We start from the raw sequence: 16420 nt of genomic DNA on the forward strand, positions 1-16420 counted from the left end.
CATGATTCCCGCCGCTCCCGCCTCCCCTGCGCTGCACGACCCCACGCAGCGCAGCTTCGCCTCCGACAACTACTCCGGCGTGCACCCCGAGGTGCTGACCGCACTCGCGGCCGCCAACGAGGGGCACCAGGTCGCCTACGGGGACGACCAGTACACCGCGCGCCTGCTGGAGGTGATGGAGCAGCACTTCGGCGAGGGCATCTCCATCTACCCCGTGTTCAACGGCACCGGCGCCAACGTCCTGTCCCTGCAGTCGATCCTGCCGCGCTGGGGTGCCGTGATCTGCCCCCAGACCGCGCACATCAACGTCGACGAGAACGCGGCCCCGGAGCGCGTCGGCGGCATCAAGCTCCTGACGGTCCCGACGCCGGACGGCAAGCTGACGCCCGAGCTGATCGACCGCGAGGCCTGGGGCTGGGGCGACCAGCACCGTGCGCAGCCGCTCGCCGTCTCCATCACGCAGACCACGGAGCTCGGGACGCTCTACTCGGTCGCCGAGATCAGGGCCATCGCCGACCACTGCCACACCCGGGGCATGCGCGTCCACATGGACGGGGCGCGGCTCGCCAACGCAGCCGCGGCCCTCGGCCAGCCGTTGCGCGCCTTCACGCGCGACGCCGGCGTGGACATCCTCTCCTTCGGGGGCACCAAGAACGGGCTGATGTTCGGCGAGTGCATCGTGGTCCTGGACCAGGAGGCCTCCACCGGACTCGACTACCTGCGCAAGCTGAACATGCAGCTCGCCTCGAAGATGCGCTTCGTCTCGGCCCAGCTCATCGCCCTGCTCGAGGGGGATCTCTGGCTGCGCTCCGCATCGCATGCGAACGCCATGGCCGCCCGGCTCACCGAGGGCGTGCGCGCCATCAAAGGTGTCACCCTGACGCAGGAAACCACCGCCAACGCCGTCTTCGCGATCCTTCCGCCCGGTGCAGCGGACCGGATCCGCGAGAGCTTCCGGTTCTACGACTGGGACCAGGCCACGGGCGAAGTGCGCTGGATGTGCTCGTTCGACACCACCGAGGAGGATGTCGACGCCTTCATCGAGGCGATCCGCCGGGAAGTGTCGAACTGACGGTTCCGTGATCCGGGAGGCCGACACCTCCCGGGAGCGGCGCGCCGCCGGACGTCCGCCGGGATCAGGGCGTAGCCTGCGGGGGTGAGTGCAATCGGTGGCGTATCCCATCTTCCTGGGGAATTCCTCGACGCCCTCGCCGGCCTGCGGACAGCGGCCCGGCGCAGCGAGATCAGGCTCGAGGAGATCCCGGCCCCCTCACGCCTCGCCCCGTTCGCGGTCGCGCTCGGGGCCGAGGTGTTCGAGGCGACACCTGTCGTGCCGCCGCCCCTGCATGGACCGGCCCGCACCCTGCTGGTTCCGCCCGAACCGCTGGAACTGGCCACCGGGCGTTTCATCCTCCTCTACGACCCGGAGGGCTCCGAGGTCTGGAACGGGCGCTTCCGGATCGTCACCTACATCCGGGCGCAGCTCGAACCCGACATGGGCAACGATGCCCTGCTCGGATCCGTCGCCTGGACGTGGCTCGTGGAGGCCCTCGACAACCATGGTGCACGCCACCACAGCACCGGCGGCACAGCGACCCGGATCCTGTCGGAGAGCTATGGAACGCTCGAGGACCGCCCCGACACGATCGACATCGAACTGCGGGCCTCCTGGACACCCGAGACCTCCGACGTGCAGCGGCACCTGGAGGCGTGGTCCGAGATGGTCTGCACGTTCGCCGGGCTGCCTCCCCTTCCCGCCGGCGTCGCGCACCTGCCCCACCGCCGATCCTGACCGGTCAGGGAGCCGTCCGGTTCCGCCCGGCAGTCGGCCGCGGGGATAGACTGAAATCACCATGAGTTCCCACACCTCCGAGCAGACGGACAGCACCGAAGCGTCCGGTCCCGCAGCCACCGAAGCCGATGCCCCGATCGAACTCCCCCTCCTGACCGAACCGCGTGACGGCGTCCCCCTCGTCGTCGACACCCGGGCCGGGCTCGAGCGGGCGGCGGCGGCCCTCGCCGCCGGTACCGGACCGGCAGCGGTCGACGCCGAGCGGGCGTCGGGGTTCCGGTACGGACAGCGCGCGTTCCTGGTGCAGATCAGGCGTGAGGGAGCGGGGACCTGGCTCATCGACCCCGAGCCCTTCGAGGACCTCCGGATCATCGACGACGCCCTCGACGGCGTCGAGTGGATCCTGCATGCCGCGAGCCAGGACCTGCCCTGCCTCTCCGAGCTCGGGATGTGGCCCGATCATCTCTTCGACACGGAGCTCGCCGCCCGTCTGGCCGGTCTGCCGCGGGTCGGCCTCGCGGCCGTGATCGAGTCCCAGCTGGGCTTCAGCCTGGCGAAGGAGCACTCGGCCGCCGACTGGTCCAAGCGACCGCTGCCCGAGCCGTGGCTGCGCTACGCGGCGCTCGACGTCGAGGTCCTGACCGAGCTCCGCGACAGGCTCGCCGAGTTGCTGGAACGCGACGGGAAACTGGCCATCGCCGAGCAGGAGTTCGAGCACATCCGGCAGACTCCGCCGGCGGAACCACGCGTCGATCCCTGGCGCCGGACCTCCGGGCTGCACCAGCTGCGTGACCGCCGCCAGCTGGCGGCCGTCCGGCAGATGTGGCTCGAGCGCGAGGACCTCGCCCAGCGACGCGACGTCGCTCCCGGGCGCCTCGTCCCGGATTCCGCCATCATCGCTGCCGCCAAGGCCATGCCGGCAACCGTCCCGCAGCTGCTCGGTACCAAGGGCTTCCACGGGCGCGCCGCGCAGAAGGAAGCACCGCGGTGGCTGAAGTGCATCAGCGACGCGCGGAAGCTGACGAACCTGCCGCCGCTGCACATCTCCACGAATGCCCCCCCACCCCCTCGCATCTGGGCCGAGAAGGATCCGGAGGCAGCCGCCCGGCTGCTGACGGCGCGGCCCCGCGTCGCAGCACGCGCCGAGTCTCTCGGCATGCCGGTGGAGAACCTGCTCACCCCCGACTACCTGCGGCGCATCGCCTGGCGGCCCCCTGCCGAGGTGTCCCTCGAATCGGTCTCGGCAGCCCTGGCGGACCTCGGTGCGCGCCCCTGGCAGATCGAGGAGGTCGCCGCGGTCATCACAGTGGCGTTCCTCGATCCCGATCCCCTGCCCGACAAGGGCCGGGCACAGCAGCAGGTTGCCGCCGGCGACTGAGCCCGCCGCCTCCCGGGCTTGCTTGCACGCTATGTTACCCACCAGTAACATGATCGCGGATCAACAACTCGAAGAGGAGCACCAGGTGAGCCAACACACCGAGACCCCTGCCGCGCGGCGTACGTCACGTGCCGTCCGCGACGTCGTCTTCGTCGACGGAGTCCGCACACCCTTCGGCCGAGCAGGCGAGAAGGGCATCTACGCCGGGATGCGCGCCGACGACCTCGTGGTCAAGTGCATCCGCGACCTCATGCGCCGCAACCCGTCGCTGCCGGCCGAGCGCGTCGACGAGGTCGCGATCGCCGCCACGACCCAGACGGGGGACCAGGGCCTGACGATCGGCCGCACCGCCGCCCTGCTCGCAGGACTCCCCCGGACCGTACCGGGTTTCGCCATCGACCGCATGTGCGCGGGTGCCATGACCGCCGTGACCACGACGGCCTCGGGTATCGCCTTCGGCGCATACGACGTCGTGATCGCCGGTGGCGTCGAGCACATGGGGAACCACCCGATGGGCTCGGGAGCCGATCCGAACCCCCGCTTCATGTCGGAGCGCATCGTCGATCCCGCTGCACTGAACATGGGGAACACCGCGGAGAACCTGCACGACCGCTTCCCGGACATCACGAAGGACCGCACCGATGCCTACGCCGTGCGGAGCCAGCAGAAGCTGGCGAAGGCCTACGAGGCCGGGCTGATCCAGCCGGATCTCGTCCCCGTCGCGGGCAGGAAGGCCGGCGGGGGCTGGACCTTGAACAGCGTTGACGAACCTCCCCGCCCCGACACGACCGTCGAGGACCTCGCGTCCCTGCGCACGCCCTTCCGGGCCCATGGCCGTGTCACGGCAGGCAATGCGGCAGGCCTGAACGACGGGGCGACCGCCGCGCTGCTCGCCTCCGGGGACGCCGCTCTCGAGCTCGGCCTCCCGGTCCGGATGCGCCTCGTGGCCTACGCCTTCGCCGGCGTCGAACCCGAGGTCATGGGGATCGGACCGGTGCCTGCGACCGAGAAGGCGCTGCGTCAGGCAGGGCTCGGCATCTCCGACATCGGGCTCTTCGAGATCAACGAGGCCTTCGCCGTCCAGGTGCTGAGTTTCCTCGACCACTTCGGCATCGACGACGAGGACCCGCGCGTGAACCGCTACGGCGGCGCCATCGCCGTCGGGCACCCCCTCGCCTCCTCCGGCGTCCGGCTCATGAACCAGCTCGCCCGCCAGTTCGAGGAGGACCCGTCGGTGCGCTACGGCATGACGACCATGTGCATAGGCCTCGGCATGGGAGCCACGGTCATCTGGGAGAACCCGCACCACGAGCACTACGGACAGGACGCAGCATGAGCTTCGAACGCTACGACGAGCTGGCAGCACTCGTCCCCACCGAGATCGTCACCCACTCCTACGTCCAGGACATCACGCTGCCGGAGGGCGCCGGCGTCCTGGCTCTCATCACGCTCGACAACGACCTCGACCATGCGAAGCCGACGACGCTCGGGCCGAACACGCTCATCGAGTTCGGCCGGACGCTCGAGGGCCTGAAGGAGCGCGCCGCGCACGGTGAGATCCAAAGTGTCGCTGTGACCGGCAAGCCGTACTTCCTCGTTGCGGGGGCCGATCTCAGCACGGTCAAGAGCGTGAGGTCCGAGCACCTGGGCCGCCTCATGGCCGAGCTCGGGCACGAGGCGTACGATCTCCTCGCGGATCTGGGCGTGCCGAGCTTCGCCTTCATCAACGGTGTGGCCCTCGGCGGCGGGCTGGAGATCGCCCTTGCCGCGAACTACCGGACCGTGTCCTCGGGCGCCACGGGGATCGGTCTGCCCGAGGCGTTCATCGGCCTGGTTCCGGGCTGGGGCGGCGTGTACCGCCTCCCGCGCCTCGTCGGGCCCGCGAACGCCGTCAAGGTCATGATCGAGAATCCCCTGAGCAACAACCGCAGCCTGGACGGCGCCTCGGCGCATGCGCTCGGGATCGCCGATGCCCTGTTCGAGCCGGCGGACTACCTCGAGCAGTCACTCCTCTGGGCGGCGCGGATCCTCACCGGCGGCGGGACACTGGAGGCCGTCACCCGCCGCCGTGCCGAGCTCGGCTCCTACGACGACGCCGCGTGGACGGGCGCTGTCGCCGCGGGGCGGGCGTTCGTCGAGGCGAAGACCGGCAATGCCGCGCCGGCGCCGTCGCGCGTGCTGGACCTGCTCGAGGCAGGCCTGACGCTCACGCGGAAGGAATCCGCGGCGGCCGAGTGCACGGCCCTCGCCGAGCTGATGCAGACTCCGGAGTTCCACGCGACGGTCTACGCATTCCTCGACCTCGTACAGAAACGCGCCAAGCGCCCGGCCGGAGCACCCGACAGGAAGCTCGCGCGGCCCGTCTCGAAGGTCGGCGTCGTGGGGGCCGGACTCATGGCGGGCCAACTCGCACTCCTCTTCGCGCGCCAGCTGAAGGTGCCGGTGGTCCTCACGGACATCGACCAGGCGCGCGTGGACAAGGGCGTGGCATACGTCCACGCCGAGATCGAGAAGATGCTCGGTCGGAAGCGGTTGTCCCAGGACGCGGCGAACCGCACGAGGGCACTCGTGACCGGCTCCGTCTCGAAGGACGCGTTCGCCGACGCGGACTTCGTGATCGAGGCCGTCTTCGAGGAACTCTCGGTCAAGAAGCAGGTGTTCGCGGAGGTGGAGGCCGTGGTCTCCCCCGACTGCATCCTCGCGACCAACACCTCCTCGCTCTCCGTCGCCGAGATGGCCGCGGACCTGAGCCACCCGGAGCGCGTGGTCGGCTTCCACTTCTTCAACCCCGTCGCGGCCATGCCGCTGCTCGAGGTGGTGCGCGCGCCGAAGACCGACGACGCCGTCCTCGCTACGGCCTTCGTCCTCGCCAAGGGCCTGAAGAAGAACGCCGTGCTGGTGCAGGACGCGCCGGCCTTCGTGGTCAACCGCATCCTGGGACGCATGTTCGGGGAGATCACCGCCGTCTTCGACGAGGGGACCGACGCGGCGACGGCCGACAACGCACTGCGGCCCATGGGTCTTCCGATGACGCCGTTCATGCTGCTCGCTCTTGTGGGTCTGCCCGTCGGCCAGCATGTGCAGGAGTCGCTGCACTCGGCCTTCGGCGACAGGTTCCACGTCTCGGCGAACCAGCAGAAGCTGATCGACGCGGGCGTGAAGGGGCTGTGGCAGAAGCAGGAGGACGGCTCCTTCGCCGTCCCCGAGACCACGCTCGCCCTCCTGGAGCGCGATGCGTCGCCGTCCTCCGCCGACGAGGTGCTCCGCCGGACGCAGGACGCGCTGGCGGACGAGATCGGACGCATGCTCGACGAGGGCGTGGTTGCGGCGCCCGAGGACATCGATCTCTGCATGATCATGGGAGCGGGGTGGCCCATGCACCTGGGCGGCATCACACCGTACCTCGACCGAGTCGGTGCCTCCGAGCGCGTCCGCGGGAAGGCTTTCCACCGGGCCTGATACCGCCGGCGCCTAGGCCGTGCTCCGTCGACCGCCCGCTCCCCGCGAGCGACGGCCGCCGCGAGCAGCGGAACGGGTGGTGGGGCGTTGCCCCACCACCCGTTGCGCTACTGCCTGTGACGTGCGGCGCGGCGTGCTAGTGGGCCTTGCCGTTACCGGGTCGCACGGTGATCTCGGCCGCCGCGGTCGTCTCGATCCCGGCGTGGTTCACCGCCGTCGCGATCAGCTCGTAGCTGCCCTTGAGTCCTTCGAGGGGCAGGTCGTATCGGCCGTCGGTTCCAGTGATCTCCTGACCGTCGAAGGTGACGATGAGCGAGCGGACGCCCGATTCGGCGTCCTCTGCCCGGACGTCGACCGTGAGCCCCCGTTTGGCACCGACCTTGGTGTCCTTCAGCCCTGTGACGACCGGTGCTGTCCCATCCAGGACCGGGGCGTTCACGTAGGTGATGCTCGGCGCCGCAGGCATGGTCATTCCCTCGCCGAGGAAGAAGCTCGTGTGAGGGGGCTGGTTGTACGCGGTGTTCTGCCAGGCGACACCGAGACGGTACACGGGGTCGTGCATGAGGGTGCGGATGCGGTGCTCGGTGACAGCGGTGGTGGTGAAGATCTTCAGCGAGGAGTGGTCGGCACTGCGGTAGACCAGCTCCTCGCGCCAGTCACCGAACAGGTCGGCCTGGAGTGCCGGGTTTCCCTTGGTGCCGTTTCCGGTGAGGGTGCCGTCGAGCGTGAGCAGCCGATCCTCCGCGCCGGACTCCCAATTCCACTTCGAGATGGTCGGCGTCGCGCCGGTGGCGAGCTCCAGGGGGTCGGTGTAGTCGTGGTCGGTGATCTCGCGCAGCAGGTCCCCGTCCCACCAGGTGAGGAAGTTCGCCGCGGGAATGCCGGTGCCGAGGTCGGTACCGTCGGCTGCCCGGAGTGATCCGACCTTCGAGTAGAACTTGTAGGTGCCGCCGATCGCCCACGCCTCATTGCCCTCGTGGGTCGGGTCGATGTCCCCTGCAGCTCCACGCCCGGTGTCGCGGGCACCGGGTATGGACCACAGGATCTCGCCGGTCCCTGCGTCGCGCATCGTCGCGGCACGCTGACCGCTGCTCGTCATACTCTCGTGCACCGAGTAGACCTCGAGGCCGTCACGGGACGGAACGTGGTCTGCAACGTGCATCGCGTCCCCGTGGCCGAGGCCGGTGGTGTACAGCGGAGTGCCATCACTGTCGATCGTCATCGATCCGAAGACGATCTCGTCAGACCCGTCGGCGTCGACGTCGGCGATGGAGAGGTTGTGGTTGCCCTGCCCGGCGAACTGGTTCCCGGCCGTGGTCGAATCGAAGGCCCAGCGCTCCTGGATCCTGCCGTCCACGAAATCGAACGCGGCGATGGAGGTCCTGGCGTAGTACCCGCGGCTGAAAATCATGCTCGGAGTCTCACCGTCGAGGTAGGCGGTGCCGGCCAGGAAGCGGTCCATCCGGTTGCCGCTGGTGTCACCCCATGAGGCGAGCTCTCCGCGCGCCGGTACGTAGTCGACGCTGTCCAGGGCCGCACCGGTCAGGCCCTCGAAGACGGTCAGATATTCCGGCCCGGCGAGGATGCGGCCGCTCGTGCTGCGGTAGTCCGCAGAGGCGTCGCCGATGACCACGCCGGCGCCGTCCACCGTGGCGTCAGCGGTCTTCATGGCGAGTTCGGCCCGACCGTCGCCGTCGTAGTCGAACACCTGGAACTGGGTGTAGTGCGCTCCGGCACGGATGTTGCGGCCGAGGTCGATCTGCCACAGCCGTGTGCCGTCGAGCTCGTAGGCATCGAGGTAGACGTTGCCGGTGTAGCCGGAGCGCGAGTTGTCCTTCGCGTTCGTCGGATTCCACTTGAGGATGATCTCGTACTCGCCGTCGCCGTCGAGGTCTCCGACCGATGCGTCGTTGGCTTCGTACTCGTACGCCTCCCCTGCCGGAGTCGTCCCGCCTGCCGGACGCTGGAGCGGGATGTCCAGGGACTGGTCCCCCCACGGGGTGAACTCATCGGTGACCGTCACCTCTCGCTCGTCGATCAGCGCGGTCACGCGGTAGACCGAAGCACTGGTCCCTTCCGCGTCGAGCAGGTTCGTGCTGCCGGTGATCGGGGTCCCGGTGATGCGGACGCCGTCGCGGTACACGTGGAAGCCGATCGATTCGGCGTCGAGCCCGAGCATCCGCCAACCGACGTAGACTCCGCCGTCGGTGGTCACGGCGACCGGGGCCCGATCGAGGTATTCCATCTGCCGGACCGGTGTGTCTTCCGGCGCAGCTGATGCAGGCATGCTCACCAATGTCGCGGCAGCAACGGCTGCCGCTGCCGCCGCTCCCAGTGCTCGTCGTGATCTTCGTGCGTGGACGATTGAAACCATTATCATCTCCTGTGATGTCCTGGTGCAGAAGCAGGGCAGGATCCCCCAGTGGGAAACCGCTTTCCTAATCTGTCCATCGTCCGTTCACCCTGAGCCTGTTGTCAAGAGCAACAGATCGGGTGGCCGGGCCGACGACATCTCCCCCGCGGGCCGGTCACGTCCTCCAGCGTCGTGGTCAGGCCGCTCAGGCGTGCGGGTGATCCTTCAGCCACATCGTGGCCTCCTCGACGGTCGTGAAGTGACGCGTCGGATACGGGGGCTGGTGAACCTCCGTGAAATAGCTCACCAGCAACCGATCGACCGGTGACGGACCTACCAGGGCCATGGCTGCGATGTTCAGACCGTGGGAGAAGGTCTTCAAGGCGCCCCTGCTCAGGGACACCATCTCGTTGAGCACCACCAGCATCGGCGGACACACGTCAGGGCACAGGGCATCGACCCTGGCCACCAGAGAGAACGCCTCATGATCGGTCACGGTCGATCCGGCGACCCACTCGATCCGCACGACGTCACCGCGCAGTTCCGCGGTGAACGAGTCCTCGGCAGGTCCGCCCACAGCGATCATGATGATGCCCCCCTCCCCCGGGATCAGCGAGATCCACCGAAGCGCACACTACGCCCTCAGCCCTCCATGTCCAGAGAATCCGCGGTCCGGCCTGCCCACACGGTCACTGCCGCGGACCCGGCGTCACGTGTGCGGTCCCCAGATCTCCAGTTGGACCAGGGCCGCGAGTGTCCGCAGCTTGTGCTCGTCGGCGGGGCTGAAACTGCGGGGAGCGTCGTCGATGATGCACAGCGCGCCGATCCTCATGCCCCCTCGGCCGTGGACGGGATGCCCGGCGTAGAACCTGATGAACGGTGGACCGGTGACGAAGATCCTGTCCCTGAACACCGGATCGTGCAGGGTGTCGGAGATGACCAGCGTCCTGTCCAGGCCGATCGTCCGGTGACAGAACGTCTCACCGCGCGGCATGGCGCCCTCCAGGGTGCCGACCGAGGATTTCGTGACGAGTTGGTCCTCGGTGATGAGGGTGATCGCTGCTCCCATGACACCGAAGTGGTCCCGCGTCATGCGCGGCAGCCGTTCCAGGTTCCCGGACACCGGTGCGTCGAGGAGCCCGGAGGTGTACAGGGACTCGACACGGGCCTCCTCTGCTTCCTGCGTCAGCGGAATCAGGTGATCAGGCGGGCGCCCGTGCTCGGCCAGGCGTTCACCGTCCAACTCACTCACCCCGTACCCACCGGCCATCGCCACACTCGCACTGCTGTAGGGGGCGCGGGAGGTGCCGGCGCCCGCAGAGGGACCCCCGAGCTGCTCGTTGACCGCGTGCGCCATCAGGTCCCGTTGCAACTGCGGCAAGGTGGCGGATCCCGCCAGGTAGCGGAGCACCTCGGACTCGGTACTCATGCCACCCGTCTCCCTATAGACGGCGTAGATCCTGCGCACGTCCAGGTGGTGTTGCAGCACCAGATCAGCCGTGACCCCCTGCTGCACATCAGCATCACTCATCCGCGCATCGCCCCCCGAGGCTTTCCAGCCACGCCCCCAGTGGCGTGGACTCCGACGTACAAAAGGTCAGCGGGAGTTGTTCGTTCCCCGATCACCGCACACCTGTTCTTCGCCGGCACCCACGGCAGGGATTGATCGTCGAACGTTCTATCTTCGACCGTTTCCACGCCGCCGATCGACGAACTCGACGAGAGCTGCGGGATCAGGAGGCGGCCTGCCGGTCGGAACGAAAGGGTCAGGAAGTGCAGGCTGGTCTTGAGTCTTTACCCGACCGATGTTGAGAGTGTGCTGCGCATACTGGATGTACGCCTGAACGATGGCCCGCACTGTGTCTCTGCAGGGTGCGGGGCTCAGCCGGCCACACCGACGAGCCTCGTGCACGAACGTGGGATCTCCTTCACAGGTCAAGCAGATGGACTGTGGGGGAGAACTGAACGCGGACGAGCAGGAACGACGTCGGGCACCTCATCGAATCGGTCAGGGGACTGGCCGGTTCCTCTGTCGCGTCGAAGGATCGTGCACCCGTGACCACTCCTGCTTCCTCCATCCCGGAAATCCCGGATGCTTCGGGGGCCCTGGCTGTCCAGCCTGCTGTCGAGGTCCCGTCGGCTGAACCGGTCGAGTACTTCGCCAACTGCCCCACCGGGATCGTCGAGCACTACTTCGAATCGCCGGCTCTGCACTGGTCCGATGAGCTGTATCGCATTCATGGGTACGAGCGAGGCGAGATCGTACCCACCCTCGACCTCGGCATCTCCCACGTCGAACCTGCGGACCGGCATGCGGCAAGATCGCTGTGGGAGAGCCTGTTGAGCAGGAGCGGCCCACGTTCGGCGTACCTGTCCCTGCGGGACGCGAACGGCAGGATCCGCAAAGTGCTGATCTCCGGCAACTACATCCTCGCGGACGCCGCACAGGGCAGGGAAGCGATCGGGGTATGGGCGCTGGTCGTGGATCTCACACGATCCATTCATGAAGACACCCACCAGCTGGCGAATCAGGCCGTTGCTGCGTCCGCGTTGCAGCGCAGCGTGATCGAGCAGGCCAAGGGCATCCTGATGGCGCAGGCCGGGATGACGGCCGCCGAAGCGTTCGACTGGCTCAGCCGGCGCAGCCAACTGAGCAATCGGAAGGTCGTCGCCGTCTCCCAGGGCATCATCGATCGTATCCGGCAGCTCAACCAGGAGAAGCGACCTGCTGCCCGGGCCGACGCCCTGCTGAATCTCCTCACGACGCCGTGAAGGAGCCCGGGCAGCACCGCGCGCATCGCGCGGCGTCGCAGCACGCGCGCTCCCGCAGTTGAGGGAGAGCGAAGCAGGAGGAAGCAGCGGTACTCGGTGCGGGTCCACCGGGGTGGCCACTGCATGGCAACGGCGGGACGGTACCCCGACGACGACGACAGGTAAGCCGGCTACATCACCGCTCCTCCAGCGTGGGCGACAGGACGCGGCGTTGCCGCCCCTGGTGAACGGAGCTGCAGCAGATCCGCGGTAGTCTTCAGAGCCGTGGCACCAGTCCACCTGAGCTGACGGGAATCGATCTTCGTGACCACCTTGTACCGCGACCGCGGGGGCCGTGCCGCCCGCACCGAGCAGTGACCACTCCGAGCACCACCGCGTCGACCCTGGTGGTCATCCCGGCGTTCGGCTCACCGGAGTTGACCGACGCCGTCGTCGGTGACCTGTGCCGCGACGGCAATGATCTCGATCCGGACGTGCGGATCGTGGTGGTCGACAACGCCGGCGACTACGTCCTCCCGCAGGGGAACATCTCGGTCCACCGCCCCGGGCGCAACCTGCGCTGGATCGGCGCCACGAACTGGGCCCTGCAGACGTCCAGCCGCGATGGACATGCTGTCTGCGTCGTGCTGAACAACGACATCCGCCTGTCGCCCGGGTTCCTCGACGGGCTGCTCGCGACGTTCTCGACCGCGGACGACATCGCGATCGCAGCTGCCTGCTACGACGACTTCTGGCTGCACCAGCGAGCCCGGACCATCCCGCCCACTGCCGCAGACTACGTCCCGCAGGACGTGCTGCGCGACGTCGATTTCTGCGATGGGACGGCGATCGCCTTCGCGGTGCCCCCCGTCGTCGAACTCGGGGGCCTTGACGAGGTGACTTTCACCCGGCACGGCTATGGCGCGGACATCGACCTGGCGATCCGGGTCCGCGCGGCCGGCCTGCGGTGCGTGGTCACCGAACGCGCCTATGTCTCGCACCTGCGACGGCAGACGATGAACCGGACCGGCCAGACCTCGGAGGACAACCGCGCGGAGATCCTCCACGGTCTGGACGCCAAGTGGGGCGACGACTGGCGGGCGGAGGTCGGGCTCGGCCCGGATTCCTTCCCTGCCCACAACGTCGGCAGCGGCGCCTCGTGGTACCTGACACCTCCGGCATGACCACTCGTCCCGGCCTGTCGCCGGGGCGGATCGTCTATGCGGGCTTCGCCACCGCCCACCACAGTGGCGGTGTGCATGTCATGACCCAGCACGTCCGGCTCCTGCGCGAGGGCGGCCACGAGGCCTGGCTGTGGCTGCCCGACCCGGACGATCGCACCGACTGGATCCCCGACGGCGTGCCGATGCTGTTCGGCGCCACCACTGGGATCGGCGCTGACGACCTCCTGGTTCTGCCGGAGACCCCGACCGTCCAGGGCCGCGATCCGGCGCCCGGAGCCCGGAAGGTCATTTTCAACCAGAACCACTTCTATACCTTCGCTGCCGGCACGCCAGGCAAGGAGTTCCCCGGCTGGTCACCGGCGCCGGCTGTCTGGGTGGTGTCCGAGGAGAGCCGCGACGTGCTGGCCGCAGCACTTCCCGGTCTGCCGGTGAGCCACGTGCCCAACCCCGTGGACGGCGAGCTGTTCGCGCCCTCGGCGAGCGAACAGCTGCGGGTGTGCTGGTTCCCCAAGAAGCGGCCGCGGGAGGCCTCACTGCTGAAGCGGTTGCTGGCCGGCGACCCGCGGCTCTCAGGGGTCGATCTGGTGGAGCTGGTCCAGGCTCCGCGGGCGGAGGTGGCGGCGACCCTGGCGAGCAGTGCCGTCTTCGTCGCGCTCGGACATACCGAGAGCTTCGGTCTGCCCGTCGCCGAGGCCCTGGCGGCCGGCTGTCTCGTCGTCGGCTACGACGGCGGTGGTGGCCACGAACTGTTCGAGGCCCCCGGCGCGTGGCGGATCCCGGATCAGCGGCCGTTGCTCCTCCGCGACCGGGTGGCGGCTTTGATGCAGGAGCTGAACACCTTGACACCGGTGCGCGCAGCGAACCGCCGTTGGGTCCTGGACCGCTATCCGTTCGCCCGGACCGGGGCTGCGCTGGAGGAAGCGGTTGCCGCTGCACGGGAACGGCCCGGGGCGGCGACCGTGGCCGTGCATCCGGTGGCATGGCTCGACACCCTCGGCCCGCACTTCACGGCCTTCGCCTGACCCGTCAGTCTGCGCTCTTCACGACGTTGACGAGCTCCTCGCCGGCGAGATACCGGTGCATCTGAGCATTGACCAGCGCGAAGGCACGGGGGCCGGACTGGCTGACGGACCCGGCCGCATGCGGGGTGATGATCAGGTTCGGGGCTGACCACAGCGGGTGATCAGCCGGCAGGGGCTCGGGCTCCATCACGTCCAGCGCGGCGCGCAGCCGACCGGCGGTCAGCTCCGCAAGCAGCGCGGACGTGTCGACGACCTTTCCGCGTGCCACGTTGACCAGCAGGGCGCCGTCACGCATGTGGGACAGGAATTCCGCGTCGACGAGACCCGTCGTGTCCGCCGTGAGAGGAACGGTCAGCACCACCACGTCGGCCTCGGGCAGCAGGCCCGGCAGCTCCGACGTCGCATGGACGCCGTCGCGGGCCGTGTGCGCCACGAACACCGGGCGGGCGTCGAAGCTCCTCAACCGGTGCGCGGTCTGCTCCCCGAGGTCACCGGCGCCGATGATCAGGACGCGCTTGTCGCGCAGGTCATCGGCCTCCATCGGATCCCACCGGCCCTGCCGCTGCGCTTCATCGAAGTGGGGCAGCCGACGCAGGGTGGCGAGCACGACGGCCAGCACCAGTTCGGCGACCGCCGAGCCGTGCACACCTCGCGCACTGCACAGCGTCACGCCGTCCGGGACGTGCTCGAGGATGTCCTCCACGCCGGCACTCGTCAGCTGGACGACCTCGAGCTTCGGCATCGCGGCGAACTTCTCGACGAGGTCGGTCGAGTCCTCGACCTGCGGAACCCAGAAGAGGGTCTCCGCCAGCCGATCGGGCTTGTCGTTCCCGCCATCCCAGACAATCACCTCCACTCCGTCGGGGAGGTTCCCCAGGAGATCTCGGGCGTTCTGGTCGGGGATGCATACGACGGTCATTTTGTCAGTGTAATCATTCGCTTGACCTGCGCTGGGCTATGGTGTGGGAGGGACTTCTACAGAAGTAAGAAATTCGTCGGGGGCACCGGGGAACACCCGGGTCGACGGATGCGCCCAGTACACCCGTGTGGCTTCGAAGGCAGAAGCGAACTTCTACAGGAGACGCGCCATGGCAATCACGCAGCTCGCTTACCCCGCCCAGGAACCGGAACTCGCCGGCGAGGACATCCGGCTCCGCAACTGGGCCAGGAACTCCCGGCTGGGCCTGCCCGGCTCGGTCGTCACTCCGGCCACCGAGGCCGAGTTGTGCGACTTCCTGTCCACCAGTGATGGCGCGGTCCGGATGATCGGGAGCCGGATGTCGCCCGGCCGGATGATGTCGGTCGCGGACGGGGCCGGCACGCTGCTGGACCTGAGCCGGCTGAGCGGCCTGATCTCCAGCACCGAGGACACCGTGACCTTCGCCGGCTCGACCCCGTTGTCCGAGGTGTACGCGTTCCTCACCGCGCGGGGCCGGATGCTCAACGCCTCGCCCGGGGTGATCGCCGAGCAGACCCTGGCCGGCGCGGTGTCCACGGGAACCCATGGTCAGGGCCTGCAGCAGAGCTCGATCGCGGGCGACGCGCTCTCGATCCGGATCGTCCTGGCCGATGGCACGATCGCCGAGTTCGACGAGGAACACCCGGACTTCGGCGCCGTGCAGCTCGGCCTCGGCTCCCTGGGCGTGATCACCGCCGTGACGCTGCGCACACGGGAATCGCTGGTCTACACCTGCGTCAAGCAGGCGGTCGACGCCGACACCCTGGAAGCGGACCTCGGGACCTGGAACCGGGAGAACCTCCTGGTCAAGGCGTGGTGGTTCCCCCAGGAGAACCAGGTCCAGGTCTGGACCGCCAACGAGGCGTCCGACGACGAGGTCTCCAGGTACCGGGCCGGCGGCGGGGAGCTGCTGGAACACGCCGGCACCAACGCCACGATGAACACCACCGTGGAATCGACGTTGCGCCTGCTGCGCGCCGACTCGAGGGGTGTCGCCGACGACGGCAAGCCGATGCGCACCGTGACCCGCTTCAGGGACTTCACCGACGTCACGGGGGATGTCTACCAGGTGTTCTGCCGCGGGATCGCGACCCCGCAGATCAACGTGGAGATCGGTATCCCCCTCGCCCGGGCGGGAGCGGTGATCAGGAAGATCAAGGACTGGCATGCGGAGACCCAGCCTCGCATGCACTACCCGGTGATCCTGCGCTGCACCGGCGCGTCGGACGCGTGGTTGAGCCCGTCGAACGGCGAGGACACCTGCTACTTCGGCTTCGTGGTCTACTACTCGGCCGACGGCTCGCTGTCCGAGGAGGGCGACAGCTTCCTGAGGGCCGTGGAGCGGGCCCTGTCCGAGGAGGGTGGCCGTCCCCACTGGGGCAAGTACTTCGACGAGTCCCTCTACGACTGGCCGGCGCTCTACCCGCAGTGGGAGGCCTTCCGCCGGGTCCGCGAGACCCTGGACCCGCAGCACCGCTTCGCGAACGCGTTCACCGCCGCCCTGCTCGACTGACCCGACCCCA

The 16420-nt window shown here is 68.6% G+C and carries 13 protein-coding genes; 9 read left to right on the forward strand and 4 right to left on the reverse strand.

Translation table 11 applies throughout. From position 1 onward, the window contains the following. Position 1: 1 nt before the first annotated feature. The 5 genes from NVV32_RS08685 to NVV32_RS08705 all read left to right on the forward strand — a co-directional run bounded on the left by NVV32_RS08685 (position 2) and on the right by NVV32_RS08705 (position 6629). The gene (locus NVV32_RS08685) at positions 2 to 1072 is read left to right on the forward strand and encodes a threonine aldolase family protein (RefSeq protein ID WP_422392024.1); all 1071 of its coding nucleotides are present in this window, start codon (positions 2 to 4) and stop codon (positions 1070 to 1072) included. 93 nt (positions 1073 to 1165) lie between these two features. Continuing rightward, positions 1166 to 1792, forward strand: a complete 627-nt coding sequence (locus NVV32_RS08690) for a DUF3000 domain-containing protein (protein ID WP_422392025.1) — start codon at positions 1166 to 1168, stop codon at positions 1790 to 1792. 61 nt (positions 1793 to 1853) lie between these two features. After that, entirely contained in the window at positions 1854 to 3170 is a 1317-nt protein-coding gene (locus tag NVV32_RS08695; protein ID WP_422389860.1) for an HRDC domain-containing protein, read from the forward strand. Positions 3171 to 3255: 85 nt separating this feature from the next. Next, on the forward strand, positions 3256 to 4506 hold the full coding sequence (locus tag NVV32_RS08700; RefSeq protein ID WP_422389861.1) for a thiolase family protein: 1251 nt from the start codon (positions 3256 to 3258) through the stop codon (positions 4504 to 4506). Then, on the forward strand, positions 4503 to 6629 hold the full coding sequence (locus tag NVV32_RS08705) for a 3-hydroxyacyl-CoA dehydrogenase NAD-binding domain-containing protein (RefSeq protein ID WP_422389862.1): 2127 nt from the start codon (positions 4503 to 4505) through the stop codon (positions 6627 to 6629). Before NVV32_RS08700 ends, NVV32_RS08705 begins: the two co-directional genes overlap by 4 nt. Positions 6630 to 6765: 136 nt before the next feature. On the opposite strand, the gene NVV32_RS08710 is transcribed toward NVV32_RS08705, so the two are convergent. The 3 genes from NVV32_RS08710 to NVV32_RS08720 form a co-directional block, all read right to left on the reverse strand. Further along, on the reverse strand, positions 6766 to 9009 hold the full coding sequence (locus tag NVV32_RS08710; RefSeq protein WP_422389863.1) for a rhamnogalacturonan lyase: 2244 nt from the start codon (positions 9007 to 9009) through the stop codon (positions 6766 to 6768). 178 nt (positions 9010 to 9187) lie between these two features. Next, positions 9188 to 9568: a hypothetical protein gene (locus NVV32_RS08715; RefSeq protein ID WP_422389864.1), complete on the reverse strand. Its 381-nt coding sequence runs from the start codon at positions 9566 to 9568 to the stop codon at positions 9188 to 9190. Between the two features lie 123 nt (positions 9569 to 9691). Next, positions 9692 to 10513, reverse strand: a complete 822-nt coding sequence (locus NVV32_RS08720) for a GAF domain-containing protein (protein ID WP_422389865.1) — start codon at positions 10511 to 10513, stop codon at positions 9692 to 9694. 524 nt (positions 10514 to 11037) lie between these two features. Between NVV32_RS08720 and NVV32_RS08725 the strand changes: the two genes are divergently transcribed. The 3 genes from NVV32_RS08725 to NVV32_RS08735 all read left to right on the forward strand — a co-directional run bounded on the left by NVV32_RS08725 (position 11038) and on the right by NVV32_RS08735 (position 13939). After that, positions 11038 to 11754: a PAS and ANTAR domain-containing protein gene (locus NVV32_RS08725; RefSeq protein WP_422389866.1), complete on the forward strand. Its 717-nt coding sequence runs from the start codon at positions 11038 to 11040 to the stop codon at positions 11752 to 11754. A gap of 353 nt (positions 11755 to 12107) precedes the next feature. Further along, on the forward strand, positions 12108 to 12917 hold the full coding sequence (locus tag NVV32_RS08730; RefSeq protein ID WP_422389867.1) for a hypothetical protein: 810 nt from the start codon (positions 12108 to 12110) through the stop codon (positions 12915 to 12917). Further along, complete coding sequence (locus NVV32_RS08735) at positions 12914 to 13939, forward strand: glycosyltransferase (protein WP_422389868.1); 1026 nt, start codon at positions 12914 to 12916, stop codon at positions 13937 to 13939. Before NVV32_RS08730 ends, NVV32_RS08735 begins: the two co-directional genes overlap by 4 nt. A gap of 4 nt (positions 13940 to 13943) precedes the next feature. Here NVV32_RS08735 and NVV32_RS08740 read toward each other — a convergent pair whose 3' ends face one another. Further along, complete coding sequence (locus NVV32_RS08740; RefSeq protein WP_055771471.1) at positions 13944 to 14858, reverse strand: 2-hydroxyacid dehydrogenase; 915 nt, start codon at positions 14856 to 14858, stop codon at positions 13944 to 13946. Positions 14859 to 15027: 169 nt separating this feature from the next. Here NVV32_RS08740 and NVV32_RS08745 point away from each other — a divergent pair, with 169 nt between their 5' ends. After that, the gene (locus NVV32_RS08745; protein WP_422389869.1) at positions 15028 to 16410 is read left to right on the forward strand and encodes a D-arabinono-1,4-lactone oxidase; all 1383 of its coding nucleotides are present in this window, start codon (positions 15028 to 15030) and stop codon (positions 16408 to 16410) included. The last annotated feature ends 10 nt before the right edge of the window (positions 16411 to 16420 follow it).

The sequence above is a fragment of the Arthrobacter sp. N1 genome (genome assembly GCF_048288285.1).
GTDB lineage: Bacteria > Actinomycetota > Actinomycetes > Actinomycetales > Micrococcaceae > Arthrobacter_D.